The organism is Mesorhizobium sp. M0011 (genome assembly GCF_040324155.1).
Lineage (GTDB): Bacteria > Pseudomonadota > Alphaproteobacteria > Rhizobiales > Rhizobiaceae > Mesorhizobium.
The window spans coordinates 107,101-133,638 of sequence record NZ_JAMYVQ010000015.1 but is presented as its reverse complement, the minus strand read 5'-3'; the positions used below and the strand labels follow the sequence as shown (position 1 = coordinate 133,638).

General features: G+C 61.3%; 26 protein-coding genes and 1 pseudogene. 15 read left to right on the top strand and 12 right to left on the bottom strand.

Annotated features, from left to right (window positions below; translation table 11 throughout):
• Positions 1–15: 15 nt before the first annotated feature.
• The 3 genes and pseudogenes from NKK51_RS17995 to NKK51_RS17985 all read right to left on the bottom strand — a co-directional run.
• A pseudogene (locus NKK51_RS17995) lies at positions 16–141 on the bottom strand (ferredoxin); the annotation flags it as partial.
• 1 nt (position 142) lies between these two features.
• Positions 143–1,432: a cytochrome P450 gene (locus NKK51_RS17990; protein WP_352554149.1), complete on the bottom strand. Its 1,290-nt coding sequence runs from the start codon at positions 1,430–1,432 to the stop codon at positions 143–145.
• A gap of 91 nt (positions 1,433–1,523) precedes the next feature.
• Positions 1,524–2,726, bottom strand: a complete 1,203-nt coding sequence (locus NKK51_RS17985) for a cytochrome P450 (protein ID WP_352554130.1) — start codon at positions 2,724–2,726, stop codon at positions 1,524–1,526.
• Positions 2,727–4,060: 1,334 nt separating this feature from the next.
• Here NKK51_RS17985 and NKK51_RS17980 point away from each other — a divergent pair.
• The 3 genes from NKK51_RS17980 (at position 4,061) to NKK51_RS17970 (ending at position 7,375) form a co-directional block, all read left to right on the top strand.
• Positions 4,061–4,594 carry a peroxiredoxin gene (locus NKK51_RS17980; protein WP_352554129.1) on the top strand — a complete coding sequence of 178 codons (534 nt, stop codon included), beginning with the start codon at positions 4,061–4,063 and terminating at the stop codon, positions 4,592–4,594.
• Between the two features lie 69 nt (positions 4,595–4,663).
• Positions 4,664–6,100, top strand: a complete 1,437-nt coding sequence (rpoN, locus tag NKK51_RS17975) for an RNA polymerase factor sigma-54 (RefSeq protein ID WP_352554128.1) — start codon at positions 4,664–4,666, stop codon at positions 6,098–6,100.
• 57 nt (positions 6,101–6,157) lie between these two features.
• Positions 6,158–7,375, top strand: coding sequence for an MFS transporter (locus tag NKK51_RS17970; protein ID WP_352554127.1), 1,218 nt, complete (start codon positions 6,158–6,160; stop codon positions 7,373–7,375).
• Between the two features lie 83 nt (positions 7,376–7,458).
• On the opposite strand, the gene NKK51_RS32425 is transcribed toward NKK51_RS17970, so the two are convergent.
• Positions 7,459–7,614, bottom strand: coding sequence for a hypothetical protein (locus NKK51_RS32425; RefSeq protein ID WP_502902472.1), 156 nt, complete (start codon positions 7,612–7,614; stop codon positions 7,459–7,461).
• Positions 7,615–7,825: 211 nt separating this feature from the next.
• Between NKK51_RS32425 and NKK51_RS17960 the strand changes: the two genes are divergently transcribed.
• From NKK51_RS17960 to NKK51_RS17935, 6 genes are all read left to right on the top strand, one after another.
• Complete coding sequence (locus NKK51_RS17960; RefSeq protein WP_352554126.1) at positions 7,826–8,197, top strand: type II toxin-antitoxin system RelE/ParE family toxin; 372 nt, start codon at positions 7,826–7,828, stop codon at positions 8,195–8,197.
• A complete protein-coding gene (locus NKK51_RS17955) occupies positions 8,197–8,592 on the top strand; it encodes an XRE family transcriptional regulator (protein WP_023801991.1) in 396 nt (131 codons plus the stop codon). Before NKK51_RS17960 ends, NKK51_RS17955 begins: the two co-directional genes overlap by 1 nt.
• 66 nt (positions 8,593–8,658) lie before the next feature.
• Positions 8,659–10,002, top strand: coding sequence for a hypothetical protein (locus NKK51_RS17950; protein ID WP_352554125.1), 1,344 nt, complete (start codon positions 8,659–8,661; stop codon positions 10,000–10,002).
• 92 nt (positions 10,003–10,094) lie between these two features.
• Positions 10,095–10,814 carry an RNA polymerase sigma factor gene (locus NKK51_RS17945; RefSeq protein ID WP_352554124.1) on the top strand — a complete coding sequence of 240 codons (720 nt, stop codon included), beginning with the start codon at positions 10,095–10,097 and terminating at the stop codon, positions 10,812–10,814.
• Positions 10,811–12,340: a ParB N-terminal domain-containing protein gene (locus NKK51_RS17940; RefSeq protein WP_352554123.1), complete on the top strand. Its 1,530-nt coding sequence runs from the start codon at positions 10,811–10,813 to the stop codon at positions 12,338–12,340. The genes NKK51_RS17945 and NKK51_RS17940 overlap by 4 nt, the downstream gene beginning before the upstream one ends.
• Positions 12,330–14,102: a DEAD/DEAH box helicase gene (locus NKK51_RS17935; RefSeq protein WP_352554122.1), complete on the top strand. Its 1,773-nt coding sequence runs from the start codon at positions 12,330–12,332 to the stop codon at positions 14,100–14,102. The genes NKK51_RS17940 and NKK51_RS17935 overlap by 11 nt, the downstream gene beginning before the upstream one ends.
• A gap of 183 nt (positions 14,103–14,285) precedes the next feature.
• Here the strand turns inward: NKK51_RS17935 and NKK51_RS17930 are convergent, their stop codons facing one another.
• The 7 genes from NKK51_RS17930 to NKK51_RS17900 all read right to left on the bottom strand — a co-directional run bounded on the left by NKK51_RS17930 (position 14,286) and on the right by NKK51_RS17900 (position 19,336).
• The gene (locus NKK51_RS17930) at positions 14,286–14,843 is read right to left on the bottom strand and encodes an endonuclease III domain-containing protein (protein WP_350314092.1); all 558 of its coding nucleotides are present in this window, start codon (positions 14,841–14,843) and stop codon (positions 14,286–14,288) included.
• A 46-nt stretch (positions 14,844–14,889) separates the two neighbouring features.
• On the bottom strand, positions 14,890–16,335 hold the full coding sequence (locus tag NKK51_RS17925; RefSeq protein WP_352554121.1) for a DNA cytosine methyltransferase: 1,446 nt from the start codon (positions 16,333–16,335) through the stop codon (positions 14,890–14,892).
• Positions 16,319–16,516 carry a hypothetical protein gene (locus NKK51_RS17920; RefSeq protein WP_023766888.1) on the bottom strand — a complete coding sequence of 66 codons (198 nt, stop codon included), beginning with the start codon at positions 16,514–16,516 and terminating at the stop codon, positions 16,319–16,321. Before NKK51_RS17920 ends, NKK51_RS17925 begins: the two co-directional genes overlap by 17 nt.
• Complete coding sequence (locus NKK51_RS17915) at positions 16,513–16,815, bottom strand: hypothetical protein (protein WP_352554120.1); 303 nt, start codon at positions 16,813–16,815, stop codon at positions 16,513–16,515. Before NKK51_RS17915 ends, NKK51_RS17920 begins: the two co-directional genes overlap by 4 nt.
• A gap of 111 nt (positions 16,816–16,926) precedes the next feature.
• Positions 16,927–17,547 (bottom strand): nitrogen fixation protein NifQ, encoded by a 621-nt coding sequence (locus NKK51_RS17910; RefSeq protein ID WP_352554148.1) that lies wholly within the window; start codon positions 17,545–17,547, stop codon positions 16,927–16,929.
• 330 nt (positions 17,548–17,877) lie between these two features.
• Positions 17,878–18,078: a ferredoxin gene (locus NKK51_RS17905; RefSeq protein ID WP_023770879.1), complete on the bottom strand. Its 201-nt coding sequence runs from the start codon at positions 18,076–18,078 to the stop codon at positions 17,878–17,880.
• A 40-nt stretch (positions 18,079–18,118) separates the two neighbouring features.
• Entirely contained in the window at positions 18,119–19,336 is a 1,218-nt protein-coding gene (locus NKK51_RS17900; RefSeq protein WP_352554119.1) for a cytochrome P450, read from the bottom strand.
• Positions 19,337–19,749: 413 nt separating this feature from the next.
• On the opposite strand from NKK51_RS17900, the gene NKK51_RS17895 reads away from it, so the two are divergent.
• Positions 19,750–20,139 (top strand): hypothetical protein, encoded by a 390-nt coding sequence (locus tag NKK51_RS17895; protein ID WP_023813703.1) that lies wholly within the window; start codon positions 19,750–19,752, stop codon positions 20,137–20,139.
• Between the two features lie 52 nt (positions 20,140–20,191).
• Here the strand turns inward: NKK51_RS17895 and NKK51_RS17890 are convergent, their stop codons facing one another.
• Complete coding sequence (locus tag NKK51_RS17890; protein WP_023813704.1) at positions 20,192–21,274, bottom strand: hemin-degrading factor; 1,083 nt, start codon at positions 21,272–21,274, stop codon at positions 20,192–20,194.
• Positions 21,275–21,953: 679 nt separating this feature from the next.
• Between NKK51_RS17890 and NKK51_RS17885 the strand changes: the two genes are divergently transcribed.
• The 5 genes from NKK51_RS17885 (at position 21,954) to NKK51_RS17865 (ending at position 26,522) form a co-directional block, all read left to right on the top strand.
• The gene (locus tag NKK51_RS17885) at positions 21,954–22,274 is read left to right on the top strand and encodes a HesB/IscA family protein (RefSeq protein ID WP_023766895.1); all 321 of its coding nucleotides are present in this window, start codon (positions 21,954–21,956) and stop codon (positions 22,272–22,274) included.
• Positions 22,275–22,705: 431 nt separating this feature from the next.
• Positions 22,706–23,872 carry a cysteine desulfurase NifS gene (nifS, locus tag NKK51_RS17880; RefSeq protein WP_352554118.1) on the top strand — a complete coding sequence of 389 codons (1,167 nt, stop codon included), beginning with the start codon at positions 22,706–22,708 and terminating at the stop codon, positions 23,870–23,872.
• A gap of 25 nt (positions 23,873–23,897) precedes the next feature.
• Positions 23,898–25,106, top strand: coding sequence for a homocitrate synthase (nifV, locus tag NKK51_RS17875; protein ID WP_352554117.1), 1,209 nt, complete (start codon positions 23,898–23,900; stop codon positions 25,104–25,106).
• Positions 25,103–25,483, top strand: coding sequence for a nitrogenase stabilizing/protective protein NifW (gene nifW / locus NKK51_RS17870; RefSeq protein WP_023736300.1), 381 nt, complete (start codon positions 25,103–25,105; stop codon positions 25,481–25,483). Before nifV ends, nifW begins: the two co-directional genes overlap by 4 nt.
• 187 nt (positions 25,484–25,670) lie before the next feature.
• The gene (locus tag NKK51_RS17865; RefSeq protein ID WP_352554116.1) at positions 25,671–26,522 is read left to right on the top strand and encodes an electron transfer flavoprotein subunit beta/FixA family protein; all 852 of its coding nucleotides are present in this window, start codon (positions 25,671–25,673) and stop codon (positions 26,520–26,522) included.
• Positions 26,523–26,538 lie beyond the last annotated feature (16 nt).

Genomic DNA, 26,538 nt, shown 5'->3' with positions numbered 1-26,538 from the left:
GGCGGCGTGCAGCGCCTGCGGGACCGTCGCAACGCACACTTCGGCCACGCCGTCCGGTTCGCGCTGGCGAAAGGTGCCCGGCAGCGTCAGCACGCACTGCCCGGTCGTTCCGCACAGATCCTGATCGACCAGGACGCGCATCTCAGCCCTCCTGCCCATGCAGCCGTACCGGCAGCGCGCGGAACGTCCTAAGGAACGCGGAGGGCTCCCGGGTCGGCTGCTCGGCCAATGCCAGCGTGGGGAAGCGCGCCTGGATCCGCGGCAGGCTCTCGGCCAACTGCACCCGGGCCAGTTGCGCACCAAGGCAGAAGTGGATGCCGTGGCCGAAGGTCAGCATGATCTTCCCGTCGATCGACATGCCAGGACTGGTGCCGTAGAACCGCACGGCATCGAAGCGATCGGGATCGGCGAAGGCGTCCGGGTCGCGATTGCCGGCCGCGATCAGCACGCGCACGTCCGCGTTCTTCGGGATCACCACGCCGCCCAGTTCGATGTCGCGCTGGGCGATACGCGGAATGGAGCTGAACATGGCGGGCGCGTCATAGCGCAGGGCTTCTTCGACGAAAGCCTTCACCCCCACGGCATCTCCCTTGAGCCAGTGCCGCTGTTCGGGATACGCCAGCATCGCCAGGACCGCATGGCCGATGGCCGCGGCAGTGGTGGCGAAGCCGCCCAGCAGCATGCCCCAAAGCATGCTGATCAATTCCGCATCCGACAGCGTCTCGGCATCGTCGTCGTGTGCGCCGACCAGCATTGACACGATGTCGTGGCGGGAATCGGTGCGCCTGCGCTGTATGAGGTCGCCGAAGTAGGCCTGCACCCTGGCGCTGGCCGCGTCCCCCGCGGCGAGCTGGGGATCGCTGGCGTGCGGGCTCAGGCCTTCCAGAATGGCGCTGATGCCGGTGATGAGCCCGAGAATGTCATCCGGGGGCATGCCGAACAGTTCGCCGAAAACCAGCATGGGCAAGGCCAGCGCGAATTCCTGATGCAGGTCCACCGCCTCCCCGCGCTCCAGCGCGGGCGCCATGCCGTCCAGGCGCGCCGCGACGATGCGAGCGATGGTCGGCCTCAGCTTGTCGATCTGGCCGATGGTGAAATCTCGCGAGATCAGCCGGCGCAGACGCGTATGCGTTGGAGGTTCCTTCATCGCTAAAGTGGACGCCAGCAGACTTAGCGACAGGCTGGTCGCCGCACGCGGGAAATAGCGCGCCAGTTCGCCTGGCGCCGGCCCCCGAAAAGCATCGCCCGTGGCCTTGAGCGCCCAGTAGATGTCGGCGTGGCGGCTCAACAGAAAGAGGCCCGACGCCGCGCGATGTACCGGATCGTGCTCGCGCAACCACCGCATGAATGGGTACGGGTCCTGAATGCACGCTGGCGACGCCAGTTCGGCGAAGGCGTCCCGGCATGCTGCCGTGGTTTCTTGCACGTCCATCTTGGTCACCTGTTGGCTGGCTGATCTGATCGGCGCGCGGCAGGCGCGCCGGCAATTCGAGAACATCGCGATTCCTGGTGGCATCCGAGCATCACCAGAGCACCGGGAACTCCTCGAACCCACCAGTGATGATCTCCTTGCGCAACTTCAGTTCTTCGGGCGCCACGGCCAGGCGCAGCGCGGGAAAGCGCTGGAAGATCGAACCGAACACCGCCTTGAGTTCCAGCCTGGCCAGCGACAAGCCGACGCAGTTGTGCGGCCCGTAGGAGAACGCCAGGTGCGGGTTTTCGTCACGTCCTATGTCGAAGATTTCCGGGTCGTCGAAATGGCGCGGATCGAACGACGTCGCCGGCAGGCCGACCAGCACCTTGCTCTCCGCGGGAACATGCACGCCCGCGATGGTCACGTCGGTCCTCGGATAGCGCATGATGCCGTCCCAGCCTGCGCCCGGCGGGTACATGCGCAGGATTTCCTCTACCGCCTTGTCCACCAGGGATGGATCGCCGATCAGGCGTTCGCGCTGTTGCGGATGGCGGAACATGGCCAGCAGGCCGAATTCGATCTGCGCGACGGTGCTCTCGTGCCCCGCCACCAGCATGCCCGCCGCCAGGCCGATCGCCTCTTCCTCGGTCGCCTTGCCCTGGTCGACCGCCGCGAGCAGATCCGTCAGCACGTTGTCGCCCGGATCCTGGCGCTTGTCCCGCATCTTGCCGCGAATGTAGGCGCGGAGTTCTTCCCAGGCCAAGCGCGACGCGCTTCGCGGGCCGCTTTCATGCTGGTGCGTCATCACCTCGTCGGACAGCCCGGCGAAAAAGGCGTGGTCCTCGTAGAGCACGCCCATCAGCGCGCCAATGACTATGGCCGGAAGCGGAAAGGAGAGGTGGCGCCGCAGATCGGCGGGCTGGGGCTGGGCCGCCAGCGTCTCGAACAACTGCGCGGCGATCGCCTCGACCTGCTGCGCGAGCAGCTTCACCCTGCCGTTGCTGAAGGCCGGCGCCACGATCGTGCGTAACCGCGTATGCTCGCCCCCCTCGTGCGAGACCAGCCATCCTGGCGAGCCGAGAATCACCGAATCCGGGGTGAATGCCGCCGGTGGCATTCCCGCGGGCCGGAACGCCGCGTCGGACAACACCGCTTTGGCCTCGTCATAGCCTGTCACCCACCAGCCTTCGTGCCCGGACGGGAAGCGCACGCGGTGGATCGGACCGTTGGCCCGCAGCGCCAACATCTCGGGCGAGGGCTCAATGTGATCGACGCGCCACATCGGCAGCGTCGGCAAAGGTTGTTCGGGCATGGTGGCACTTCACTCGGTAGAGATGGAAGGGCGGAAGGTGACCGGCGGACGCTGCGGCGCGAAGACCTAAGACGGCATGTAGACGACGTCGTCCGGAGGCAGACCGATTATCAAGATCGGCTAACGCGTAACTGTCTAGGCACATCGCGCGGCGAGATGCAGAACATTATCCTGCACCTTCCAGGTCAGGATAAAGTCGGTGTGGTGGGCCTTTGACTCGCCGCCAGCCAAGATTTCCTGCGCAAGGGTCGACAAGGCCAACGCGCTGTTTGGTAGGGCGGTTTCGCCGAAGGCCCCCTGCTGTTAGACGCTATCCGACGCGGATTTGACATTTTGCTTTTCTTTCTTCGCTCCATTCGTGTCATCCACGAAATGAAAGTCGGTCGGCGGCTCCCGGCCCGCAACGAAGGTGCTTCAAATCTCGTGCCAATTTGGCCGCAGCAGAAAAAAATCGTGGCAGCTTCTCAGCGGCTTAGCCTGAGGCCAGAGAAGAGCTAGGCGAAATAAGCCGGTGTCGCGGGCCAACAAAGGCGACGGTACAGTGTCGGACAGAACGCCTCGGGCGACCTTTAGGTCGGGCCTGCGACATTCTGGTCCAGTTTCGAACATAAGAGGGCGGCAAACAGACACGATTGGGGAATTCGATCCTCACGGGGCCAGGGCGCTTGCCCAAGAGCGCGCGCTCATGTTGCTGCGACACGCGCATGTTCGCGATAGCCGTGCCTGCGCACCCAGGAACGCTAGCGCCACACGCTACGCAATGACTGGAGTGCCCTCCAGCCTCAGGTAATGCATCGGCTCGGCTTCCGGTTCGTCTTTGCCCAGCCGGGGCTGAAGCGCCGAATATCCGCACCGTACAGCATCGTTGTTGCCTGTGTGACGAGGCGGCATAGCGCGCGCCCGATCTTCTAAGACACGGCCTCCGAGAAGAAGGGGCGGTCCAACAGCACCTCTATTTGAAATGGCACGCCGCTTGCTGCTCCTGGTTAGAGCACCATCAAATCACGATGAAAGCGACTTGCACCATGCCCGACGCGCGAAGCTCTAGACAGTGGCCTGAGGAGACGGTGCCCGTTCCCGCTGAACATCGGGACATCGTCTCCTCCGGGCGCCATAGCCGTGGAAAGCAAGCAGCTCGACGGTCTCCAGCTCGCTCAGATCGATTGCGTTCGGGTGGCAAAGACCAGCAGCCAAGACATTCCCCGGCATGGAAAAAGGAGGTTGCTAACCGCGAGGTCCTCACTCCGTGCCCGGCATACGAGCCTCTGCTCGGTATTGCGCCAGGCTCTGCCAGAATCCATCGCGCCAGTTTTCTACTTTGCAGGAGCAAATTAATGACAGTTCAAAAGAAAGTTCCCTTCGTCACCTTTCTCACACGTGTTCACGATAAGTCCGTCCAGGGGCCAAATCCATATCGCTGGCAGGAAAAGACATCTGACGACTACTTTGCCGGCAAGCGGGTCATCCTGTTCTCGCTGCCTGGCGCCTTCACCCCGACCTGCTCGACATACCAATTACCCAAGTTCGAAGAGCTCTATGATGAGTTTGTGAAGCAGGGAATTGACGCGATTTACTGCCTCTCAGTCAACGACGCCTTCGTCATGAATGCGTGGGGGAAGTCCTTGGGCCTGAAGCAGGTCGAGCTCATCCCCGATGGCTCAGGCGAGTTCACACGCAAAATGGGCATGCTGGTCGCCAAGGACAATCTCGGCTTCGGGATGCGCTCCTGGCGCTACGCCGCCCTGATCAACAATGGCGTGGTGGAGCAGTGGTTCGAGGAGGAAGGTTTCTCCGACAACTGCGAGGCCGACCCCTATGGCGTCTCGTCCCCGCAAAACGTTCTCGAAACGCTGAAAGCCGCCGCATGACCTAGCAAACGTCTCATTGGTGCCATTGCCGGCCCCAAGAGGCCCCTCGACAGGATTATCCCGCTCACCATGCAATCCTCAGCAAGCCTGCTTCAGCGCCAGAAGCAATCTATGGTCGCATCGCCTCAACTCATTGAGTCGATTCGCCTGCTGCAACTGGCGCATACTGAACTGCATCAGTTCGTGGAGCGGGAAATCGAGAAGAACCCGCTCTTGGAATCTGCATCAAACGATGGCGGGCCTTTTGACGATGTTTCGATTTCGGGAGCGGATCAGCCTGTCGGCCCTGGCGCAAACGCCGTTGAAGGACCAACCGGGGCAGGGTCGCCTGAACGGCTCGGGCAATGGAAATCACTCCGCAACACCACCAACAACCCGCCGGGCAATGGCCCTTCCCTCGACGAGTTTGCCACCCTCGCCGAAACATTGCACGACCATGTCGCTCGTCAGATCGCCCTCACTGCGTTCACACCACAGGAGCGGCTGATCGCTGGCCAGCTTGCCGCCGATCTGGAAGACACTGGCTATCTTCGGGCAAACCTTTTGGAGCTGGCCGAGAGCCTGAATGTCCGTGAGGCTGTTGTGGAACGGGTTCTCGGAACCTTGCAGCAATTTGATCCACCGGGAGTTTTTGCGCGAAGTCTCAGAGAATGCCTCGAGATCCAGTTGCGCCAGCGAAACCGGCTCGACCCGGCAATGGCAGCTTTGGTTGCCAATCTTGAAAAGCTTGCGCGACGCGATTTTGAGGCGCTGAAGCAGCATTGCGGCGTCGATGAAGAAGACCTTCTCGACATGATGCATGAGATTCGGGCGCTCGATCCCAAGCCTGGAAACCGATTCCAATGCGGTGCGTCTGAATCAATCATACCCGATGTCTGGGTCACGCCCTCACCGCAAGGCGGGTGGCAGATCGAACTTGATCCCGCCACGCTGCCAAAGCTGCTGATCAATCAAAGCTACTATGCCGAAGTCTCGCGTCAAACTGCCCAAAATTCGAAAGATCAAGCATTTCTCGACGAATGCTTGCAAAACGCGAACTGGCTAATCCGCAGCCTCGATCAGCGCGCCAAGACCATTGTTAAGGTTGCGGCTGAAATCGTGCGTCAGCAGGATGCTTTTTTGGAACATGGCGTCGCCCACCTGCGGCCTCTCAATCTTAGAACCGTCGCTGACGCGATCGGCGTGCACGAGTCGACGGTAAGCCGGGTGACCTCGAACAAGTACATGCTTACCCCGCGCGGAGTCTTTGAACTGAAGTATTTTTTCACCGTCGCGATCGCGTCCTGCCAAGGCGGCGATGCGCATTCCGCCGAAGCTGTCCGGCATCGGATCAAAGCGATCATTGCCGCAGAATCTCCCGGCGACGTGCTTTCCGATGAGGACATCGCTGTCCGGCTGAAGGAAACCGGCATCGATGTTGCGCGCCGCACCGTCACAAAATATCGCGAAGCAATGAACATCCCCTCCTCCGTGCAACGCCGCCGGGAAATGCGCTTGTGTTTTTAGATTTGGGTCAAGGCAGCCAACATCACGTTGCATTGCATCAAAGTGGAGACTTCGTTCATGACCCAATCCGCAGCAGGTGTCATGGACGCTGTTCTGCACGATCCAGAAAAGCCCGTCCCACCGTCTGGTCCCGCATGGGGTGCGGTCATTTCGCTTTCCTTGGGCACCTTCGGGCTGGTCACGGCAGAGTTTCTGCCTGTCAGCCTACTCACGCCCCTCGCGCATGATCTCGGTATCAGCGAGGGAGCGGCTGGACAGGCGATGACGGCGACAGCTATCGTCGGGGCGATCTCGGCGCCGACGGTGGCCATTATCACAAAGCGCCTGGATCGCAGGACCGTCATGTGGACCATGACGCTGCTGCTGATCCTGTCGGACGTTCTGGCGGCCGGCGCGTGGTCGCTGGCGGCTCTCCTGACTGCACGCGTCGTGCTCGGCATAGCGCTCGGAGGTTTCTGGTCGATGTCGGCAGCACTGGCGATGCGGCTCGTTCCAAGCCACCTCCTGCCGCGCGCTATGTCGATCATCCTCACCGGCGTTTCCGTAGCTACCGTCTGCGCAGCTCCAATCGGCGCTTATGTCGGCGATATCTGGGGATGGCGAAGCGCCTTCATGCTCGCCGCAGCCGGCGGCGTCGCTACACTGCTCGTGCAGCTCATAACCATTCCGAGACTGCCTCCGATTGGAGTGGCTAGCTTCCGCAGCCTGCTGGATGTAGCCAAGATTCCGATGGTCAAAATTGCGCTTTTGGTCGTCCTGCTGGTCGCTTCCGGCCACTTCGCCGGAATCACCTATATCCGCGCCTTCCTCGAGAAGATTCCCGCGCTGGATGTAGAGACGATCTCGCTTGTGTTGCTTGCTTTTGGCATCGGCGGATTCTTCGGCAATTTGGCCGGCGGGCTTCTGGCCGAGTACAGTCTCAAGGCAGTCGCGGCCCTTGCACCGCTGCTCATAGCGATTGCCGCTGTTTCGCTGCTGACGGCGGGAGCATCGGCCTTGGCCTCGGCGATTGCTGTTGCCGCGTGGGGGTTTGCCTTCGGCGCGGTGCCAGTGGGATTGCAGACGTGGATGGTACGGAGGGCCGTTCCCGAGCAGGCCCAAAGCGCCGGTGTGCTGCTGGTCACAGTATTCCAAGTGGCAATCGCAGCCGGCGCGATTTTCGGCGGACTATTGGTCGAGAATGCGGGGGTTACCAGCGCCATTGCCTACAGTGCTGTTGCCACGTCCGTGGCTGCCCTCATAGTTTTCCTGCTCGGCCCGAAGCGCGAAACCTAGACCGCCTGACAGGAGAGATCTCAGCAGCGCAGCGGGACGAGAGTTCCAATCGCATGCACGGCGCGGCGCGATCCTCCGCACGATTACGCATGGACCAGCGCAAGCGCCTCGCCGGCTTCACCTCCGGCCCACGCGACCTTCCCCGCCAGACACGCGAACCTCGCCGGCACCGGGTTCCATTTGGCGACGGTGAGCGCTGCCGGCGCGATGGAACCCTTGCTGGCGGTCATATCCTTCACGACAAGCCGGGATTCTGAGCAAGCGACAGCTACGCGCCGGCCATGCCCGTCAGAACGCCGGTGACGATGCCGCTCGAATAGCGCAGACATGTCGGAATTGCCCGTCGTGTCAACGGCGGCCGGATTATCCCCGACCGCGCGCACCTTGTTTCGGCCGCAGACTATCCTTCGGCAGCTTGACGATGTTGACCACATAGCCTAGGAGCTATATATGACTTGGGAAGTCGTTTTTGGCGATGAGTTCGATGGGGAGTTCGAGGCGTTGCCCCAGACAGTCCAAGATGAGCTATTGGCCTCGGCTAAGCTGCTCGGTGTGTTCGGTCCCCAGCTGGGGCGACCGCATGCGGATACCTTGAATGACTCGTCGTTCGCGAACATGAAAGAACTTCGCTTCGACGCTGATGATGGTGTCTGGCGGGTTGCGTTCGCATTCGACCGGAAGCGGAAGGCGATCCTGCTCGTCGCCGGCGATAAGTCGGGCGTGAGTGAGAAGCGCTTCTATAAAAGTCTGATCGCCAAGGCGGACAAGCGCTATCAAGGGCATCTCGACCGTTTGGCGGCCGCGAAGAAGGAGAAGAAGTGATGGGACGCAAGCTTGACGACCTAATCGCTGCGCTCCCCGAGGATCGTCGGGAGCGGGTCGACGCGCGTTTCGAAGAGTTAAGGGGAGAAGTCGAGAGTCTCGGCGATTTGCGGCGTGCCGCTGGAAAGGCCCAGGCCGAAATCGCTTCGGTCCTCAAGATCAAGCAGCCTTCGGTCTCGAAGATCGAGAAACAAGCCGACATGTACTTGTCTACTCTTAAAAGCTACGTCGAGGCGATCGGGGGGCAACTCGAACTCGTCGTTCGCCTTCCCTCGCGTGCGCCCCTCCGTATAGAGCGGCTCGGCGACGTCGTGGCTCCCAAAGCCGTCTCCGTGCGTAGCGTTAAAAGAGCGGCAGGTGGACGTAATCGCACAAAGGCCGCACGCGCCGGCTGACCTCACTCTGTTTCGGCTAAAGACTACCGATGGGGCGAGATGGTCTCGTCCATGCAAGGAGTAGGTATGAGCAACGTCCTAGTTAAGCCAAAGACCGACCTGCCCGCCGTCACACTGCCCGACGTGACCCCTCTCTCCTCGCCCATGCTAGCCCAACTTACCGCCGCGTTGGGAGTCCCCCGCAATGTGCTCGCCGAGGACGACCAGATCGCCCATGCTTGGTCCCAGCTCCCACGCCTGATCAAGAAGATCCCTCCGCACCTGCGCGATGAGCGGATCGTCAAAATGTGTGTTGCCGTCGCCAGCGGTCTGTTCGACGCAGCCATCAACTACGTTTGGAACGCGGCCGTGGTGGAACTGCGTGACAAGGTGCGACGGTTCGGCATCAACGTCGTCCCTCAGATCCTCGACGACAAGTCCTTCGACGAGGACACGCTCCTCGACCTCAAGGACGCCGAGCTGCTCGACCTCTGCCGTAAGCTCAACCTGATCGGTGACGACGACTTCTTCTTCCTCGATCAGTGCAGGGCCACACGCAACAGTTTCTCTATCGCACACCCAGCTGCGGGGACGGTCGACGAAGACGAGTTCCTGAGCTTCCTAAGCCGCTGCCAGAAGCATGCGCTCTCGAGCGCCCACAACCCTAAGGGGGTGGACACAAAGTCCCTGCTCGCCGCGCTGAAAGCAACGAAGTTCAAGAAGGATCAACGACAAGAATGGGAACGCCGTATCCAGGAAACATTCGAGGCCCAGCGCGAACTGATCTTCGTCATGTTACACGGCATCTACTGTGACCCAGCGTCGGGAGAGGAAGCCCGCCTGAACGCCATCGCAATCTGCGAATCGTTCAGTAACGACCTTAGCCCCCGGACCAGGTCGGCGCTGGTGGATCGACACCAGGACTATAAGGCAAAAGGCGACGAAGCCCGTCAGAAGGCTTCGCTGCAGTTCTTCGAGACGCTGGGCCAATTGTCGCTGCTGAGCGAAGCCGAGGTTCACAGTATCTTCACATCAGCGAGTAGGAAGCTCTTAAGTGTGCACAATGGCTGGGATAACTTCCACAACGAGCCGCCCTTCGCCGATCGGCTCCTCAAGCTGTCGCGGAAAAACCGCGTTCCGGAAACAGCGCAGGCCACTTTTGTGGAGGCGGTCGTGACGGCAGCGACTGGCAACTCATACGGCGTCTCGAACGCGGCGTCGCCGTCCTACAATGAGATGGTGAAGTCGTTCTCGCCAAACGAGGTCAAGCTGATGCTGGATCTACCGAAGGCCTCAACCCTCGTGGCAAGTCGCATCAACTCGAACAGCGGCTGCGAGAAGCGGTTCCGCTCGCTCGTCGCTCTCGTTGATGCCAAGACGGTTCCTACGGGCTCGAAGAGCCTTTACGCAAAATGGGTTCCTAAGCTTTGATTCGCTGCGTTCCCGCTCACCCTGTTTCGCCCCTAGACTACTGTATGTAGGTGACCGGCAACCCGCTGGTTCGCAAAAAGGGGACGGCGAGTTTGAACGAGGAAGAACCCCCGGGATCAGATCCCGTCGCCAAGGCGTTTGCCTTCTTGTCCAAAGCCCAGAAGGCAGCCGAGGCGAAGGACGCACTAGGCATGATCGAGGCGCTTCATGCGAGTGGCTACCTCGCCGGTCTGAAGCGTATGCTCCAGTCCAAATGGTCCAAACTGCCTGCGGCCGATGTCGACGATAGCGTCGCCGAGGCGGTCGAAGGCGCGTATTCCGCTGTTTCGACAGGACGCAGGGTCGGCAGCATAGGTGCCTGGCTCTGGAAGGCGGCTGACAACATCGCGAACGGCCGATGGAACCGCGGCCACCTCGATATGCGTGAGATCGATGACGCGTCGGACTGCGCCGGCGAGATCGAACTATCCCCCGACGAGCGACGCGAGGCCGACGACCTCGCCGAATACCGGCGGACCGAAGCAGTGCGATTCGCACGCCAACTGCTCAGCGCGGTCGGTCACGGTCAAGTTCGGGACGTGATGGAACTCGTCATCGAGGCTGTCGAGGCAGGCGAACCCGACCTCTCTGCTGAAGTTGTCGCTGACACACTCGGCATTGGCCGGGACGCCGCGCGCGCGCTCATGTCGCGCGGGCTCGACCGCCTCAAGACCGCCGCTCGAAACCATGGGATCGAACTGCCCGAAGAAATCCCGTCCGACTTGGGCGCCAACGACAACGCCGAGAATATCGAAGAGGAAACCTACCAATGAATGACCTCTCCAATGAGTTCCGCGACCTCATCGCTGCAGCAGAGCGCGTCTCTGCCGACATGGGGAACATCGTCCGCGATGTATTGCAGGCTGGCCTCGATCAGCCTCTCGACCGAGACGAGGCTCGCACCCTGCTTGGTCGCGTGCTCACGGTGATGCGCGAACGCGCCGAGGCGCGCGAGGATCGTGTGGTTACAGCACAGATGACGGCGGATATCGACACGCTCATTGACCGCGTCGAGGCAGTGCGGGTCGCACTCCGCCCTCAGAGCCCAGCCGACCAGCCAAGTGTACAGCTTGTCAGCTATAACGGAGTCCAACCGCGACCCATCCGCCCCACGCCTGTGTTCCACGAACGGAGCGTCCCGGTATGGGAGGGCTTCGTCCGCACGCGTGACATCAATCTTTGGGGTGAGAACCAACGTATCGATATCCACCTGAACCAATTCTTCCAAGTCCATGGTCGGACGCCGGAGGCAGACGAGCTGTTGGCGATCATGCTCGGGAAGATGAGTCTGCCAGGGCTCGCTGAGGACGACCAGTTCGAGATTGAAGTGCTGGCACGCAGCATTGCGGCAAACGGCGTCCGCAAACCCCCCATAATCGACCGGGAAGGCAACCTCCTGGACGGCAACCGTCGGATCACGGCTTGTTACTTCATTTTGAACAGCAACGACTTCGACGCTGACCAGAAGCGACGCGCCGAGTGGGTGCAGGTATGGCAGCTGACAGAACACGCAACCGAGGACGACCGCGAGGCAGTCATCGTGTCGCTCAATTTCGAGCCAGATCACAAGCAGGACTGGCCTCAGTACGTGAAGGCGCGGAAGGTCTACGAACACTGGCAGGCCCTCCTCGCGCTAGAAGGACGCGCCAATCCAGCGCCGGCACGGCAGAAGGATATCCGCCGGGAGATCGCTCGCAAGTTCGCGATCGCCACGGACGAGGTCAGCCGTTATGTCGGGATGATTGAACTCGCATCGGAGTTCGAGGACTACCATGTCACGGAAGGAAAGAAGGACAAATACGCCGTCAAGCATAAGGCAGAGAAGTACTTTCAGTACTTCGATGAGTTAGGCAAAGGCCGGCGGAATGGTGTACTTGCAGCACTAAATGAAGACGATAGCTTCAAAAGCCTAGTCTACGACCTGTTGTATGACGGCAAGTTCAAGAACTGGAACCAGATCCGCGAACTCCGCTCGGTCTCTGAGAACGATGACGCGCTGACGTACTTCCGGGAAGCAGGTGACCAGCGGAACCAGAAAGAGGCACAGCGCCTTGTCGACACGGGGATTGCGCTCGCCAGGGCGAGTCGCGAAATCGAGCGCACGGTCGGTGCAAACAAGCGCGTTGAGATATTTACCAACTGGCTCGAGAACGCGCCGGTCAAAATCTTTCGCCCCGGCCCCCCGGACGCGCTCTCGCAGGAAAACCTCGACCGTTTGTACAGCGCACTGAAGCTGATTGAGAGCTACGTCGAGCCTACCGAAGCACCAACTTCGAACGAGGCCCACCATGCGGCATGAACAGTGGGCCGGTCAGACAGCCGCCGATGTACGTGTCGGCGACGGGCTCGATGGTCTGTATTTAACCGGGAGAGATCCCGCAGACGCGATAGGCCTGTTGGCCACGGTTAAGTCCGCGCTCGGTGCAAGTAACTCGGTGCGGCGCTCTGCCAACGGAGTATTCGTGCCGCACCAGCTCGCTGGCCAGCTCGAGCGGACTCAGCACCTTATCCTGCGGTGGACACCGGAGGCACGCCGTTTCGTTGAGAATAGGCGCCGTGCCTCCGAGGTCTTCGAAGAAGCTGTGCGTCACGTCCAGCGACTCAAGGCTGAGGGGTCGGACGCGGCCCGGACGGAGGTCGAGGACAGCGCGGGTCTCGCCGTCCTCGACGCGCATCAGGTTCTCAATGTCGCGGCCATGACGATCAAGAGGGGGTTCGGGCTCTGCGTTTTCGACGAGCAGGGCGCGGGCAAGACAGTCACCCTTATCTACGCGTTCGACCTTCTTGCCGCTAGGAATGAGGCTGATCGCGTCTTGATCATTGCGCCCAAGAGCATGGTGCCCGAGTGGCCGAAGGACTTCGGGCGGTTTAGGCCAGACCTCTACCGCATAGCAGTGGTCTCAGGATCTGCACGCGAGAAGCGTCGTGTGTTGCAGGATGACCCCGAGGTACTGGTCACTAACTTCGAAACTGCCGTGAGCATGGAGGGAGAACTCTCCGCACTTCTCCGCAGCCGTCCAGGCCGGACGGTACTCGCAGTCGACGAGTCGTTCTTTATCAAGTCCATGGACGCGCGGCGAACCCGCGCCATCCGGCGGCTCAGGGAGTGGTGTGGTCGCGCTTACGTGCTGTGCGGGACGCCCGCGCCGAATGCTCCACAGGACCTTGTCCAGCAGTTCAGCCTGGTCGACTTCGGCCTTGCCTTCGAAGGTGTCGAAGTCCCTACTGATCGAGCGGAGGCAGCTCCCGTCGTGCAGTCCGTCATCGACAAGCGTGGCCTCTACACTAGACACCTGAAGGCGGAGGTCTTGCCCGACCTCCCAGCGAAGAGCTTTCAACGCATCTTCGTCCCGCTCGCCCGGCAGCAGCGACGCCTCTACGAGCATACCCTTAACGAGTTGGTCTCCGATATCGAGCAGACCGACGAGAAGGAGTTCGGGCGTCGATACGCCAACTTCCTCGCCCGCAGATCTGCGCTCCTCCAGCTGTGCTCGAACCCCTCTGCGATCGATCCCTCATACAGCGAGACGCCCGCGAAGCTCGAAGCGCTAGACGCCGTGGTCAGACGGTTGATGTCTGCGAACGAAAAGGTGCTGGTGTGGTCGTTCTATACGCAGTCAATCACAGCCATTGTCGAGCGCTATAAGGCGCATGGAGCCATGCGCTACGACGGGCAGGTTACCGACATCGACACGCGTAGAGAGACGGTCCGCCGCTTCCAGGAGGACAACGAGTCGATGATCTTGGTGGCCAACCCGGCGGCTGCGGGTGCCGGCCTCACGCTACACCGTGCAAGATTTGCAGTGTACGAATCGCTGTCCAACCAAGCGGCGCACTACCTGCAGAGTCTCGACCGCATCCATCGGCGCGGCCAGCAGCGGGACGTTGAGTATCTCATCTTGCTCTGCGACAAGACCCTCGAGATCCAGGAGTATGAGCGGCTCGTGACCAAGGAACTGGCCGCACAGTCGCTCCTCGGAGACGTGGTCACCCCTCCGCCCACCCGCGATACTTTCTTGGAAGAGGCTCGAGCTGCCGCTGACCTCCTGATGAAAGATTGATAATGGGTGTGCCAAGTCAACAGCACGACGCGCTGCGACTGACGGACACATTGGCAGTCATTAACGGGTTCTAGACTAAGCAACCGTGCCTTTCCCGCGCTTCGCCTACACCTGTACGTCCGCCCGGGCAGAAGGGTTGTCGCGGCTCTCCGCATGGGATGGCATGGTGCGACCAGCAACTTGTCAACCCGCATTGCTTTGGCGCTGGGAGTATCCCGCTGAGGGACATAGTGCCCAAAGGGGACACTCTGGGCACTTGGGACGCATGGGTCGGCACAGCTCTCGACCATGCTGGAGTACATTTACGTGGTAGTCGTACCGACAGTCCGGCGGCACCGCTGCTTCCAGATTAGCGACGAAAAGCCGGCTCGGAGCATCTCCAACAAGCATCAGTCGGCGGGACACGCGAGCAACGTGCGTATCGACCGGGAGCAGCTCGCGACCGAGGCTGTACATGAGCACGCACTTCGCGGTCTTCAGTCCGACGCCGGGCAGCGTCGTGAGGAAAGTCTCTGCGTCTCTGTCCGTCATCCGTCGGAGGGGTTCGAGTGTGACCTCGCCAAAGTCTCGGGCGAGTTGGTTGGCAATAGCCACCATACGTGGCGCTTTCTGGTTGGCGAGACCGGCATCTCCGATGAGCGCTTTTAGGACAGTCAGATCCATTTTCAGCAGTTGCGACCAGTTAGGCACAGCTGCCTTCAACCGGTTGTAGACACGCTCATAGCTCGGTCCTGTCGTCATCTGGGACAAGAGGATAAAAAAGAGCTCGTCGAGAGCGTCGTCTTTGTTATTCAGCCGCGGCGAGCGGTACCTCGCCTTCAGCAGGCCAGTCACCCGCCGCGCTTTCTCCGTCACAGTTCGTCGGCTCCTCGTACAGCTCAGGGACCTCCGCGACTGCGGGCAGGCGCATAAGCGCGCGGAGTTCATCTTCGATCTCAGGCGCCGCGTATGCAAGCGCATCTCGCCGCAGCCGGCCTGGTTCTTTGTACCAGCCAGTGATCGTCTCTGTCTCGGTATCGTTCCGCATACGCGGTGGGTTCACGATTGTCCGAGGACGCTTCATGAGCTTTGTCAACAGGTCGAGGTTGAAACACTCGACGTGCCCAAACCGTCCGGCAACCGAAGGCATAGACATGATGTTGCGGAGTGCACGGCCGGCTGCCTCGCCGAGGCCGAGTGGGACAGCGTTACCGACTTGCTCATATTTTTTGCGAACTGGGCCGGCGAATATCCAGTCGTCGGGGAACTCCTGGACACGAGCATACTCACGTACACTCAGCGGACGCAGCTCGGTCGGGTGACAGAGGCTCGTCGCTTTGCTATCGGGACGGGTCGTTAGAGCCGGACTCGGTCGATCCCAGGCAAGGCGGCGGAAGAAGCCAGACCGACCGCCCCATGAGTCGAACGCGCGACCGAGCGCCTCTTTGCGCACCTCATGTGGCAGGTCGCGCCAGTTGCCGCCCTCAGGCACCTGTTTCAGGAACTTCTCCCTGGCCGGGGAGAACGTGTAGAATTCTGGAAGCGGATCCGTGAGGCCGCCTACGGCATCCCGTAAAGTGCGCCATCGGGATTTGCCTTCCGCACCGTCCCGCATATGCGTCGGCACCGGCATCTTGAGGGCTTCACCGTCGCGGCTCCCCAGCAACAGGAGACGTTGCCGCGTCTGGGGAGTCCCGTAGTCCGCGGAGTTCAGGATGTCGAAGACAGTGTAGTATTTCAAATCTCGCAGGTGCTCCACGACGACCTGGAATGCCGAACCGAGCTCTTCGTCAGGTGCAAGGGGCGGGTGTCCCGGACCACGCTTGCTCAGCGGCCGGTGCCGGGCGGCTGCCGACAGAAGCCCGCGAACGTTCTCCATGACGAAGAACCGCGGCTGGCTCTCGCGCACCACCCGGACGAAATGCTCGAAGAGCTCCCCGCGAGGATCAGCGAGCGAGCCGCGTGCTCCGGCCGTGCTAAAAACCTGACACGAAGGGCCGCCCGCAACCACAACAGGGTCACCCGGCCTTAGGCCGGCTACCTCTAGGATCTCCTCTGTCGACACGCCCTCGATAGGACGGTCGATCAGCGGCAGATCCGGCCGGTTCTTCCGGATCGTTGCTACCGCATAGGGGTTGCACTCCAGAGCCACAGCCACACGGAAGCCAGCCCTCTCCAGGCCAAGGTCCAACCCCATAGCCCCTGAGAAAAGCGAGATCACCGGGAGATCCGGCGCGTCAATTGCGTCGGCCACTCTGCACCTCCAAGCCAAGTTGTAATTGCCCGCGGTTCACGTCCTCGAAGAGTCGGGTGAGTGCGAGTTCGATCACGTAGCGTTTCGTCAGCCGCGGGTGTCGTCGGTCGGTGACATCTAATAAGCCCTCATAGATCTTAGGCTCGACCGTGACTGTGAGCCGCGGCTCGTCCTTTTTCATATCGCGTATACCCCCAAGTGCTTCGGCACAAGAATACACCAAGACTCACCAAAGGTCACCAAATATCTGGCCCCGGTAGCGGGATTGCGCCGGACGAGGCTCCAGTGATCAGGCCTCATTGCGTGATCGAGGCGAAACTGTGCACCGCGAACAATCACGGCGGTGAACCGCGGCCGTGTAGCCGCCGCAACCGCCAGGCAGGCGAGCAGCAACGGCCCGGAGAACACCAGTTGCTCGGCGGCGATGGTGCGGGTCGCATCCTGCACCGCCATCATGGCGGCGCCCGCCGAAGCGAGCATGGCGAGTAATCGGACAGCAGGCACAGCATTCAATCCTCGAAGGCGTCAGTCGACATTCGACAAGAGACATATGGCGCGGCGCGAGCGCGGCGGCTGTAACGAAAGCGGTTCTCAATCCGAGGCGATGCCGTTGTTAATCCGTGTGAGGCGGCTTTCGCCTTCCTCCGGGCCGAAGCAGCTTTCGAAATCATTGCAGTCCCGGCAACTGGGGGAGCTGCACAGCGAAAAGCCTTCGGCCTCGCAGAGCTTGCGATAAAAGTATTTTTTCCATTTCATGTTTTGGGTGTTGCCGGCCGCCAGCGTCGGAAAATGCCAGGCGAGCAGGCGGCCGAGGTCGGTTCGATTGAAAAGGCCAAGGTCCTGCCAGAGGTGGTCATTGCGCATGGCACGCCGGGCGATGATCTTGGCGAAGCGGGCGCTCGCCGGGTCGCCATGTCGGGCATGCGCCAGCAGCAGTCCATTCAGAAGTTCTTCTTCCAGATCCGGCTCGGGCTCGCTCACCTCTTTCAAGGCAAACGCGTTGATAGGAAAAGCAGGGAAACAGCGGACCAGGACATCGCGCAGCTCCGCGCGCGAAAGTCCGGTTGCCTCCGTCGCCGTTGCCTCGCCGGCCTCGATCTCCTCGAGCGCACGTGAAAGCACACAGGCAAGCACATGCTGGTCGAACCTCCTCTCCAGCTCAATGTGCGGCCATTGGCCGGTGCTGAGCCGGGCATAATGTTGGGCAAATATGGTGCGTTCTCCTGGTTTCGTCCTATCAATTCATGCAGAGACCCGGCCTGCCGCAACATGGGTCGGGCAGTTCTTCGGGTGTACGCAGTCGCGGATTGCCTCGCGGTCGAGTAGTTCGGCAATTTCGTCTGGTCCACTCGGCTCTGTCGCAAATTCTTTGATTGGAAGGAGGCGTTTCGCGAACCGCGGGCTCTGCCGTTTGCGCCTCACGGGGAACACAGGCGCCGGAAATGCCCCTGCAGAGTTGGACGTGAACCGTGCGGGACAGAGGTCGCGTGCTGAGTGCGGCCACATGCTTCAAGCCCGCCAGACTCTCGGTTGAATGAGTCCTCAAAGCGCGCAGCGGGTGAGTTCCAGCGCACGTTCAGGACAGGATCGCACGCCTCGTGATGCAGGCAGTTCCTCCCCTTCCGCAACTTCAATGTCACCAAGCAGGATGTAACCGTCATCATCGAGTTTGAAGATGTCAGGCGCTTGCGCCGCGCATCGCGCGTGGCCCTGGCATTTGGCCTTTTGGACGATGATGCGCATGGCACTGCCTCCATTGTCTGTGCCCCGGCTCGGGGCGGGCCTAAGACCAGTCCAGGATCAAATTTTCGATCCCGAACACATGGCCGCCAGAAGTTATCGGCGCCGTACCCTGCTTGATCCTGAAAGCCTGGACGCGCGCCAGCCACTCCTCCAGGCCAATGACAATCTCCCGCCGGGCAAGGTGTGAGCCAAGGCAACGGTGGGGACCATAGCCAAACGCTGCGTGGCGGTTGTCCTCCCGCTCCAAATCGATCGTGTTGGGGCATTCGAATTCCGCCGGGTCACGATTGGCAATCATCGTGGCGCAGGAAACATAGTCCCCCTTCCGGATCGGCGCGCCTTCGAAGTCGATATCTTTCGTGGCCACGCGGATCAACTGAATGGGCGGATAGGCCCGCAGCAATTCTTCGGTTGCGAGCGGGATGCGGTCCGGTTCGCTCCGCAGCAATTGCTGATCTTTGAGGTTGCGCGCGAGGTACGCCAAGTCAAAGCCTATAGCTGCTGCGACCGTGTCGAGCCCAGCGACGAAGACAAGCACGCCGATGCCGCGGACTTGGGTGTCCGTCAGCCGGCGGCCCTCGACCTGTGCCTGCACGATAAAGGTCATGAAATCGTCAACCGCCTCCTGGCGGCGCATGGCTGCAAGTTCGTCGATGAATGCCACGATCGTCCGGGCAGCCACGGGTCGTTCCTTATCGTCGCCGTGGAGCAGATCTTTCCCCCAGCCGACGAATGTATCGAGTCGGTCATCGGGCAACCCCAGAAAGCGAAGAAAGGTGCTCACCGCGAAAGGAAAGGCAAAATCCTTCATCACGTCGCAGCTTGTGCCCGACGCGGCGATCCTTTCGATCAGCTCGACCGCCCGTTCGCGGACAGCCGGTTCCAAAGCCAACACCCGCTTTGGCGAAAGCAGCGGATTGAGCAGTGAGCGAAAGACGCCATGGGCCGGTGGATCGAGCTCAAGCGGGATCGTCGGCCAGTTTTCACCCAGTATGGAGGAGAAGATGCTGCGATGGCTGGAAAAAGTCTCTGCGTCCTGCAGCACCTTCCGCTGGTCCGCGGCACGGGTGATGACCCAGGTACCCCGGCCATCTTGCGTGTTGTAGCGGGAGTAAAAGATCGGAGGCCCGTCATGTACGCGAGCGACAGCTGCGTGTGGATCCCCGTTGAGTGTTGGTGGCATCCCTGGCGATGTAAACAGGCTGAAATCCCTCACCATTTCGGGCGGGACATGATCTGGAACGGGGTTGGTCGCCATCTTGCTTTCTCTACATTGGCGTTCATGGCTCGATTGAGATTGCACCGCTGTTGATAAAATCGATTTCCGTATGGGTGCGTCTCGGGTCGGGCGCGTTCGAGATCTGTCGCCCGATCAGCCCACTGCCAGCGCGATGAGATCGGTTGCGAAGTCAATCAGAAGGGCATCTCCGCCGCGCTGCCGTCAGAAGCAAAGCCGCCGCTTATCCCGTTAGGGTTGAGAGGCGATCAATCACCTCTGAGATCGTGACGCACTGCTGACACCCCGCTGGCCAAATTGTCAAAGCAAGTCGCGTGCCGGATAGGCGTGCCCCTGGCCTGTACCAAGCGACGCCAGCCTGAACTGGGCCGCCGCCGCTAAGTTGATGATCACCTGTCCATCATTCTTAGGACAACGTCCGACAACCGACATCCGTGGTCGGTTTTGTCGAGTCCGCGACATCGGGCTGTTCGGCCTGGCTGCTGCTGCACAGCCTTCCGGTCGACGAGCGAGGAGATCGCCTCGCACGGCCCGGATTGAGCAACGATGCGATCCAGCGCAAGGATCGGGTGCGATCCGACAAGACCCGACGGCGTTTGATCGGGAATATCAACAAGATCGAGCCGCGCTTCGGTTCGGCGATGATGGCGTATGCGTTTTATCGCTCGCAGGCGCTGCAAGGATTTTCGGTCAGACGGCGATGCACTCGTGCGCAGCAGTCCGGCCGCGACGAGCTTGACTGTATCGATGCGGTCTGTTCCGGCGTGCACACCCAACCGTCCGTATGCGCTTATGGAGGCAAGCCTTTCCGCACATGGAGCTAAATTCCTCGCGAGCCGCTGTCGGAACGTGCTGCCGAGTCCTATGGCGGCCGGTTCAATCCGAGGGCCTGTCGGCACTCTCCACATCCGGACCGGGAACACATGGCAGACTCTCGGCCAGAAACCGCCAGTCGCTGCCCTCGCGTTCGCCTTCCTTGCGCCTGCCGAAGAACTGGATGATCATCTTGCCGTCCGCGCCATAGGCTTCAATGGACGTGACGTGACCGTCCCTCGTCGGCTTGCGCACGGCCCAGACCTCGCGGATGCGATGGGTCCTCAGATGCAGATGGAAGGTCTCGTCGAGCACATTGATCCGCGGCCCGATCTGCTTGACCGACTTGATCGGGCCGGAATGGATCTGGATGCAACCACGATTGCCGACAAAGCACATGATCGGCATCTCGTCTTCGGCCGCCTGTTGGAACAGGGCGCCAACGGCATCATTGTCGAGCAGCCAGGCGTTATCCTCGTCGGCCGTACGCATAGCCTGGCAGCGGCTGAGCTTCAGTGTCTTCAACATATGGTAGAACTGATGCACGTCGCTTAGCCGGCCCCAGTGCTCGCGTAGGTCGTCGACCGTGGCGGCGTGGTCTGGACTCACCGTGTTATCGCGCGCCCCGCTCGCCTCGAGCAATATGATCGGCTCCTGATCGGAGGATACAAGCTCTGCCGTCAGATCCTGATAGGCCTGCAGGTTCGAGGCGGGCCTGAGATGAGCTTTGTGCATCGCCTCGCCGGTGGCATCAAAGAATTGCAGGCTGCGGCGGATCTCGGCTCCCTCGCGCTTCTCGACGGCGAAGCCATACGCCCACGCTTTCGGGAAGATGCGCAGGTTGATCCCGTCGCCGAGCAATATGGCATGCTGGTTGCCGGTGACCACTTTGCCGTACACGCCGATCTTTTGGTGCACGGCACTATCGTTGCTGGTGACTGCCATCACCTCGCCGACCGCTTCGAGGCCGGTCAGCAGATCATCAACGCGCGGCTCGATGCGCACCGCGCCATGACCACAATGCGCCGCGACCAACTCGACTTCCGAAATGCCCAATCGAGCGGCGAGATCATGCTCCCGGATCTTCGGATTGTCTTTGCACGCCCGCCGGATTTCGTCCGGCGACGGTTTCTCGCGTTGGTCCATGCTTACCTCTGTTTCTACCGACGTGTGAGGATCATCTGCCCTGCCCGGGAATCTTCAGCCGATGAGGCGCGCCGAAATGCTCGATCCTGATCTGCTGCTGGCCCATGAACAAGGTGTCTGGACAGCGTGCGCACGGCGTCGCACCCGTGCGAAAACCGGCGGCAGGCACATGCCAATGGCATCCATCGAGCCGGTCGGCCGCTACTGGGCGGTGGGTGAGCGAGTGTGGGTGTTGTCGCAATCGGCCAAGCGGGCATTCGGATGCCACGGGCGGCGCTGCTTTGCCAAACAACGCGTGTCTGACCCGGTCCTGACATGTTGCTCCCCTGCTTCGCCCCATCCATCGCGCGGGCACCCACGGCATGGTTGTGGATCGGCATGCTCTTGCCGTCTCGCCAAACGGAGCTTCAAAAACCGTGCCAACTGCGCCGAAGCAAGCTCAGAAGAAGTTCTGTACTTGGTGATGTGAGTTCAACCGGGAACTCAGGCCCAACATCCCTGGTGGCGGGACCGGACAAACCGACAGTACGTGTCGGTTTGCCGACACCTTCGCTGCAATGCACTCACAAGAAGCACGGCAGTGTCAGAGATGCCCCGCTGTGTTGAAACGTTTTTTCGCTTTGGCACGGTGCATGCGACGTGATGCGCAAGCAGGTCCCGGACTGAGGAGAATGGAGCCATGATTACGCTCACCGACAACGCTGTTGCTGCCTTCAAGACTGCTCTTTCCCGCGCCAGCGAGCCGGCGGAAGGTTTTCGCATCATGGTCGAGGCCGGCGGCTGCGCCGGCTTCAAATACTTAATGGGCCTGGAGAGCGTGTCGCGCGAGGGCGACGCGATCACTGGCACAAATGGGATCAAGCTGTTCGTGGACGCGGGTTCCCAACCACATGTCGCCGGCATGACCGTTGACTTCCTCACCGGGCTCGAATCTTCCGGCTTTGTCTTCGATAACCCCAATGCGCGCGAGAAGTGCGGCTGCGGCAAGTCCTTCAGTTAAACGCCCGAAGCGCCTATGCGGCCGTCGGACTCATTTTGCGGCAGAGGAGACTTATATGGCCGGCACGACAGATGTCCCCGTCCTAAAGACCAAGGAAAACGGATCTCGGGACCGCCATTCGCTTCCGGTAGGGTGCAAAGAACGCCGCCTCCCGAAACAGCTCGGGTCCTGGTGTCACCCGAGCTGCTTGCGGACAGATCGCGCTGCTGTGCCAAATTCGGCTCATCGATAACGTTATCGCGTTCGGGCGTCCTTACGGCTGACGGCGGCCACTGCGAACATGTCCATCTCGACGGAGATCCGGTCTGCGTCAAACACTCCGGGCGTCTGCGCGGGCTGCCAGTTCAGGCCCATTATCATCAACGGCATGCGCCAGAGGCTCAACGACTCGGTCCGCGCCGCGTCATTCTGGTCAACTGAGGATCGCACCTATGAAGCCTGTCTACCTCGACAACAACGCAACCACACGGGTCGATCCTGCGGTCCTGCAAGCGATGTTGCCGCTCTTTAGGGATCAATTCGCCAACCCTTCGTCGGCGCACGCTCTTGGCGCCTCAGTCAGTGCGGCGGTGAGAAAGGCGCGGAGGCAGTTGCAAGCGCTGATCGGCGCGGAGTTCGACGATGAGATCACCTTCACCTCGGGTGGGACAGAAAGCGACAATGCAGCGCTTCTTTCAGCGCTCGAGGCGGCGCCCAACCGAACCGAGATCGTTACGTCCGCGGTCGAGCATCCCGCCGTGCTGACGCTTTGCGCGCATCTTGAGAAGACCCGCCGCGTAAAGGTGCACAGGATCCCGGTGGATTGCCGTGGCCGGCTCGACCTCGACGCCTATATGGCCGCCCTCACCCCACAGGTGGCAATCGTTTCCATAATGTGGGCGAACAACGAGACTGGTGTGATCTTCCCCGTGGCCAGGCTTGCCGAGTTGGCCAAGGAAGTGGGCGCCCTATTCCATACCGATGCTGTACAGGCGGTCGGCAAGCTTCCGATGGACCTGAAGTCGACCTCAATCGACATGCTGTCGCTCTCCGGCCACAAGCTGCACGGGCCGAAAGGGATCGGTGCGCTTTTCGTAAAACGTGGCGTCAACTTCCATTCGCTGATCAAGGGGGGTCACCAAGAACACAACCGGCGTGCTGGCACCGAGAATACGCCCGGCATAGCCGGGCTCGGCACGGCGGCCGAACTCGCCTTGAAGTTCATGGACGACGAGACCACACGGGTAAAGTCGCTCCGCGATCGTCTGGAGGGCGGGATCCTCCAGCGCATCCCAGGCACCTGTGTCACGGGTGATCCCCTGGAACGGTTGCCCAACACCGCAAACATCTCCTTCGAACATGTCGACAGTGATGGAATTCCACTTCTCCTCAGCCGCATTGGCATCGCGTGTTCCTCTGGCTCGGCCTGCACCTCCGGCTCTCTGGAACCAAGCCATGTCCTAAGCGCGATGAAAACGCCGCACGCGGCAGTCCGCTTCTCCTTGGCGCGGGACAACAGCGAAGAGGATATCGACCGGGTGCTCGAGGTCATGCCGGCAATCGTGGGGAAGCTGCGCAGCTTTTTCGGTTCTGGGCCGGGTAATCCGGTCTATGCGTGAGCGGCAGAAGAACAGGCTACCGGTCATGACCCGTCATGTCTCTCTCAACGATACGACGTTGCGCGATGGCGAGCAGGCGCCGGGCGTCGCCTTTACCACGACGGAAAAGCTGGAGATCGCTGAGGCTCTTGCGGCGGCCGGCGTGACAGAGATCGAGATCGGCACGCCGGTCATGGGCGTCGACGAGATCGAAACAATTCGCGCCGTGGTCGCGCGGCGTCTTCCGGTTCGGCTCATGGCCTGGTGCCGGATGACGTCGTTGGATCTCGATGCAGCGATCGAGAGCGGGGTCCAAGCGGTCAATTTGTCGCTGCCTGCGTCGGACATCCAACTTGCCGCCAAGCTCGGCCTCGACAAGGCGGGAGCGCTCCAGGTCATCGATGATATGGTCAGGCGCGCCGCCGCCGCCGGCTTCTTCGTCGCGGTGGGGTGCGAGGATGCCTCGCGGGCCAATCGGGATCATCTCGCCCGCGTCATCGAGACGGCCGCACGCGCCGGCGCAAGCCGCGTGAGGCTGGCCGACACAGTCGGTGTTCTCGACCCGTTTTCAACCTTCGAACTTGTCGCCCAGCTGGTGGTGCAGTCTCCAATCGACCTTGAATTTCATGCGCACAACGATCTCGGACTTGCTGGCGCCAACACGCTAGCCGCGATCCGCGCAGGCGCGCGCCATGCCTCCGTCACCGTCCTGGGGCTCGGCGAGCGTGCGGGCAATGCCGCGCTGGAAGAGGTGGCCGCCGCGATGGCGGTCTTCGGCGGCGCAGATACCGGCATCGAGCTGACCGCATTGCCCAGCCTCGCCGCCCAGGTGGCTTGGGCCGCCCGCCGGCAGACCGCGGCCACTAAGCCGGTCGTCGGCGCCGATGTTTTCACCCACGAATCCGGCATTCACGTCGCAGGGCTGCTGAAGGACTCGCGTACTTATCAGGGGCTTGATCCGGCTCTCGTGGGCCGTTGCCGGCGGATCGTCATCGGCAAGCATTCCGGCGCCTCTGCGATTGCTCATGTGCTGAGCGAAAGCGGTCGCGATCTCGACCCGGATCTGGCAGCCGCGATGGTGGCCCGCGTCCGGCGCGAGGCGGCCGAGACCAAATCGACGCTCACTGCAACTCAACTGGTCGAGCTCTACGATAAAATGTGCAGCGAGGCGTCCCTCTTCGAGCTGTGCGGGTCCAGGTCAGCCGTGCGCGCGCGCGCAAAGGCCACAGTTTTGCGACCAGGGAGAATGCAATGAATTGTTCCGCTGACAGCCGCCCCATCGATGTCACAGACATCCTCGCACGACTGAAGCGCCTGTCGGCCGCGGAGGAGTTCTTCTCAGTCCTTGGCGTCTCCTATGACCCCAAGGTGCTGAATGTCTCGCGGCTCCATATAATGAAGCGCGTGGGCCAATACCTTGCCGAAGAAGATTTCTCCGGTCTGCCCGACCAGGTGATTGCCGCGAGGGTGCGCGCGACGCTCGAACGCGCTTACGAGGACTTTGCGATTTCCTCGCCGCTCACGCATCGGGTCTTCAAGGTGCTCAAAGACCACGATCCGAACAAACCTGCCGCGCCGGGTCACACCTTTGTCCCGTTCGACTCGGTACTGAAGCGGTTCGGACGGGAATGAGCGGCGACAAGGGTTGCGACGCGACAATGTCGAGCAGCCGACAAATCCGGTCATCACCACAGCGCCGTCAGAAGCAACCAGCCGAAGTTGTAGGAAGGGGGCAGCGCAAGAGACTTGGCACGAATTATGCGGATCAAGGAGATAACCGCAATGCCCACACCCGGACAGGAGCCTAGAGAAACCGCCAATGCACATCGTAATCTGCATCAAGCAGGTGCCGGACTCGGCACAGATAAGGGTCCATCCGGTGACGAACACAATCATGCGCCAGGGTGTTCCGACCATCATCAACCCTTACGACCTGTTCGCCCTCGAAGAAGCGCTCAGACTGCGCGATGCCTATGGCGGGCAAGTCACTGTGCTCACCATGGGTCCGCCCATGGCAGAGGACGCGCTGCGCAAGGCGCTCGGCTACGGCGCCGACCGAGCGGTGCTCTTGACCGACCGCTATTTTGCCGGCTCCGACACGCTGGCGACCTCGTTCGCCCTTTCCCAGGCAATCGCGAAGGTCGGCGAGACGTTTGGCACGCCAGACCTCGTCTTCACCGGCAAGCAGACGATCGATGGCGACACCGCTCAGGTCGGGCCCGGCATCGCCAAGCGCCTCGGACTCCTGCAACTGACCTATGTCGCGAAGATCCCCTCTATTGACCTTGCTGCAGGCGAGATCAAGGTCGAGCGCCGCTCCGAAGGCGGCACACAGATGCTGAAGAGCAGGCTGCCTTGTCTCATCACCATGCTAGAAGGCACAAACGAGATCCGCCGGGGCTCGATCCACGACGCCTTGTGCGCCGCGCGCAGCCAGGTCTTGAAATGGAGCGCGGCCGACGCCGGCATTGAGGATCTCACCAAATGCGGCCTGCGCGGCTCACCGACGGTCGTCAAGCGTGTTTTCGCCCCTCCTGCTCGAGCTGACAAGGCGGCACTAATCGACACCGCCGAGAAGGCCTTGCGCGATGTCGCTGACGAACTCATCACCGCAATCTTCACCCGCCAGCCGGCGCTGGAACATGAGCTCGCCTTCAACGGCGGCGCGTGACGGCAAGGAGCAAAAC

Coding starts and splice junctions, on each gene's coding strand:
- NKK51_RS17985 (WP_352554130.1), bottom strand. CDS start 2,726: ATGCCCGAACAACCTTTGCCGACGCTGCCGATGTGGCGCGTCGATCAC.
- rpoN (WP_352554128.1), top strand. CDS start 4,664: ATGCAATCCTCAGCAAGCCTGCTTCAGCGCCAGAAGCAATCTATGGTC.
- NKK51_RS17885 (WP_023766895.1), top strand. CDS start 21,954: ATGATTACGCTCACCGACAACGCTGTTGCTGCCTTCAAGACTGCTCTT.
- NKK51_RS17930 (WP_350314092.1), bottom strand. CDS start 14,843: ATGACGACAGGACCGAGCTATGAGCGTGTCTACAACCGGTTGAAGGCA.
- nifS (WP_352554118.1), top strand. CDS start 22,706: ATGAAGCCTGTCTACCTCGACAACAACGCAACCACACGGGTCGATCCT.
- NKK51_RS17970 (WP_352554127.1), top strand. CDS start 6,158: ATGACCCAATCCGCAGCAGGTGTCATGGACGCTGTTCTGCACGATCCA.
- NKK51_RS17905 (WP_023770879.1), bottom strand. CDS start 18,078: ATGCGCATCATCGTCCAAAAGGCCAAATGCCAGGGCCACGCGCGATGC.
- NKK51_RS17955 (WP_023801991.1), top strand. CDS start 8,197: ATGGGACGCAAGCTTGACGACCTAATCGCTGCGCTCCCCGAGGATCGT.
- nifV (WP_352554117.1), top strand. CDS start 23,898: ATGACCCGTCATGTCTCTCTCAACGATACGACGTTGCGCGATGGCGAG.
- NKK51_RS17990 (WP_352554149.1), bottom strand. CDS start 1,432: ATGGACGTGCAAGAAACCACGGCAGCATGCCGGGACGCCTTCGCCGAA.
- NKK51_RS17890 (WP_023813704.1), bottom strand. CDS start 21,274: ATGGACCAACGCGAGAAACCGTCGCCGGACGAAATCCGGCGGGCGTGC.
- NKK51_RS17865 (WP_352554116.1), top strand. CDS start 25,671: ATGCACATCGTAATCTGCATCAAGCAGGTGCCGGACTCGGCACAGATA.
- NKK51_RS17950 (WP_352554125.1), top strand. CDS start 8,659: ATGAGCAACGTCCTAGTTAAGCCAAAGACCGACCTGCCCGCCGTCACA.
- NKK51_RS17940 (WP_352554123.1), top strand. CDS start 10,811: ATGAATGACCTCTCCAATGAGTTCCGCGACCTCATCGCTGCAGCAGAG.
- NKK51_RS17915 (WP_352554120.1), bottom strand. CDS start 16,815: ATGCTCGCTTCGGCGGGCGCCGCCATGATGGCGGTGCAGGATGCGACC.
- NKK51_RS17935 (WP_352554122.1), top strand. CDS start 12,330: ATGCGGCATGAACAGTGGGCCGGTCAGACAGCCGCCGATGTACGTGTC.
- NKK51_RS17900 (WP_352554119.1), bottom strand. CDS start 19,336: ATGGCGACCAACCCCGTTCCAGATCATGTCCCGCCCGAAATGGTGAGG.
- NKK51_RS17920 (WP_023766888.1), bottom strand. CDS start 16,516: ATGAAAAAGGACGAGCCGCGGCTCACAGTCACGGTCGAGCCTAAGATC.
- NKK51_RS17960 (WP_352554126.1), top strand. CDS start 7,826: ATGACTTGGGAAGTCGTTTTTGGCGATGAGTTCGATGGGGAGTTCGAG.
- nifW (WP_023736300.1), top strand. CDS start 25,103: ATGAATTGTTCCGCTGACAGCCGCCCCATCGATGTCACAGACATCCTC.
- NKK51_RS17980 (WP_352554129.1), top strand. CDS start 4,061: ATGACAGTTCAAAAGAAAGTTCCCTTCGTCACCTTTCTCACACGTGTT.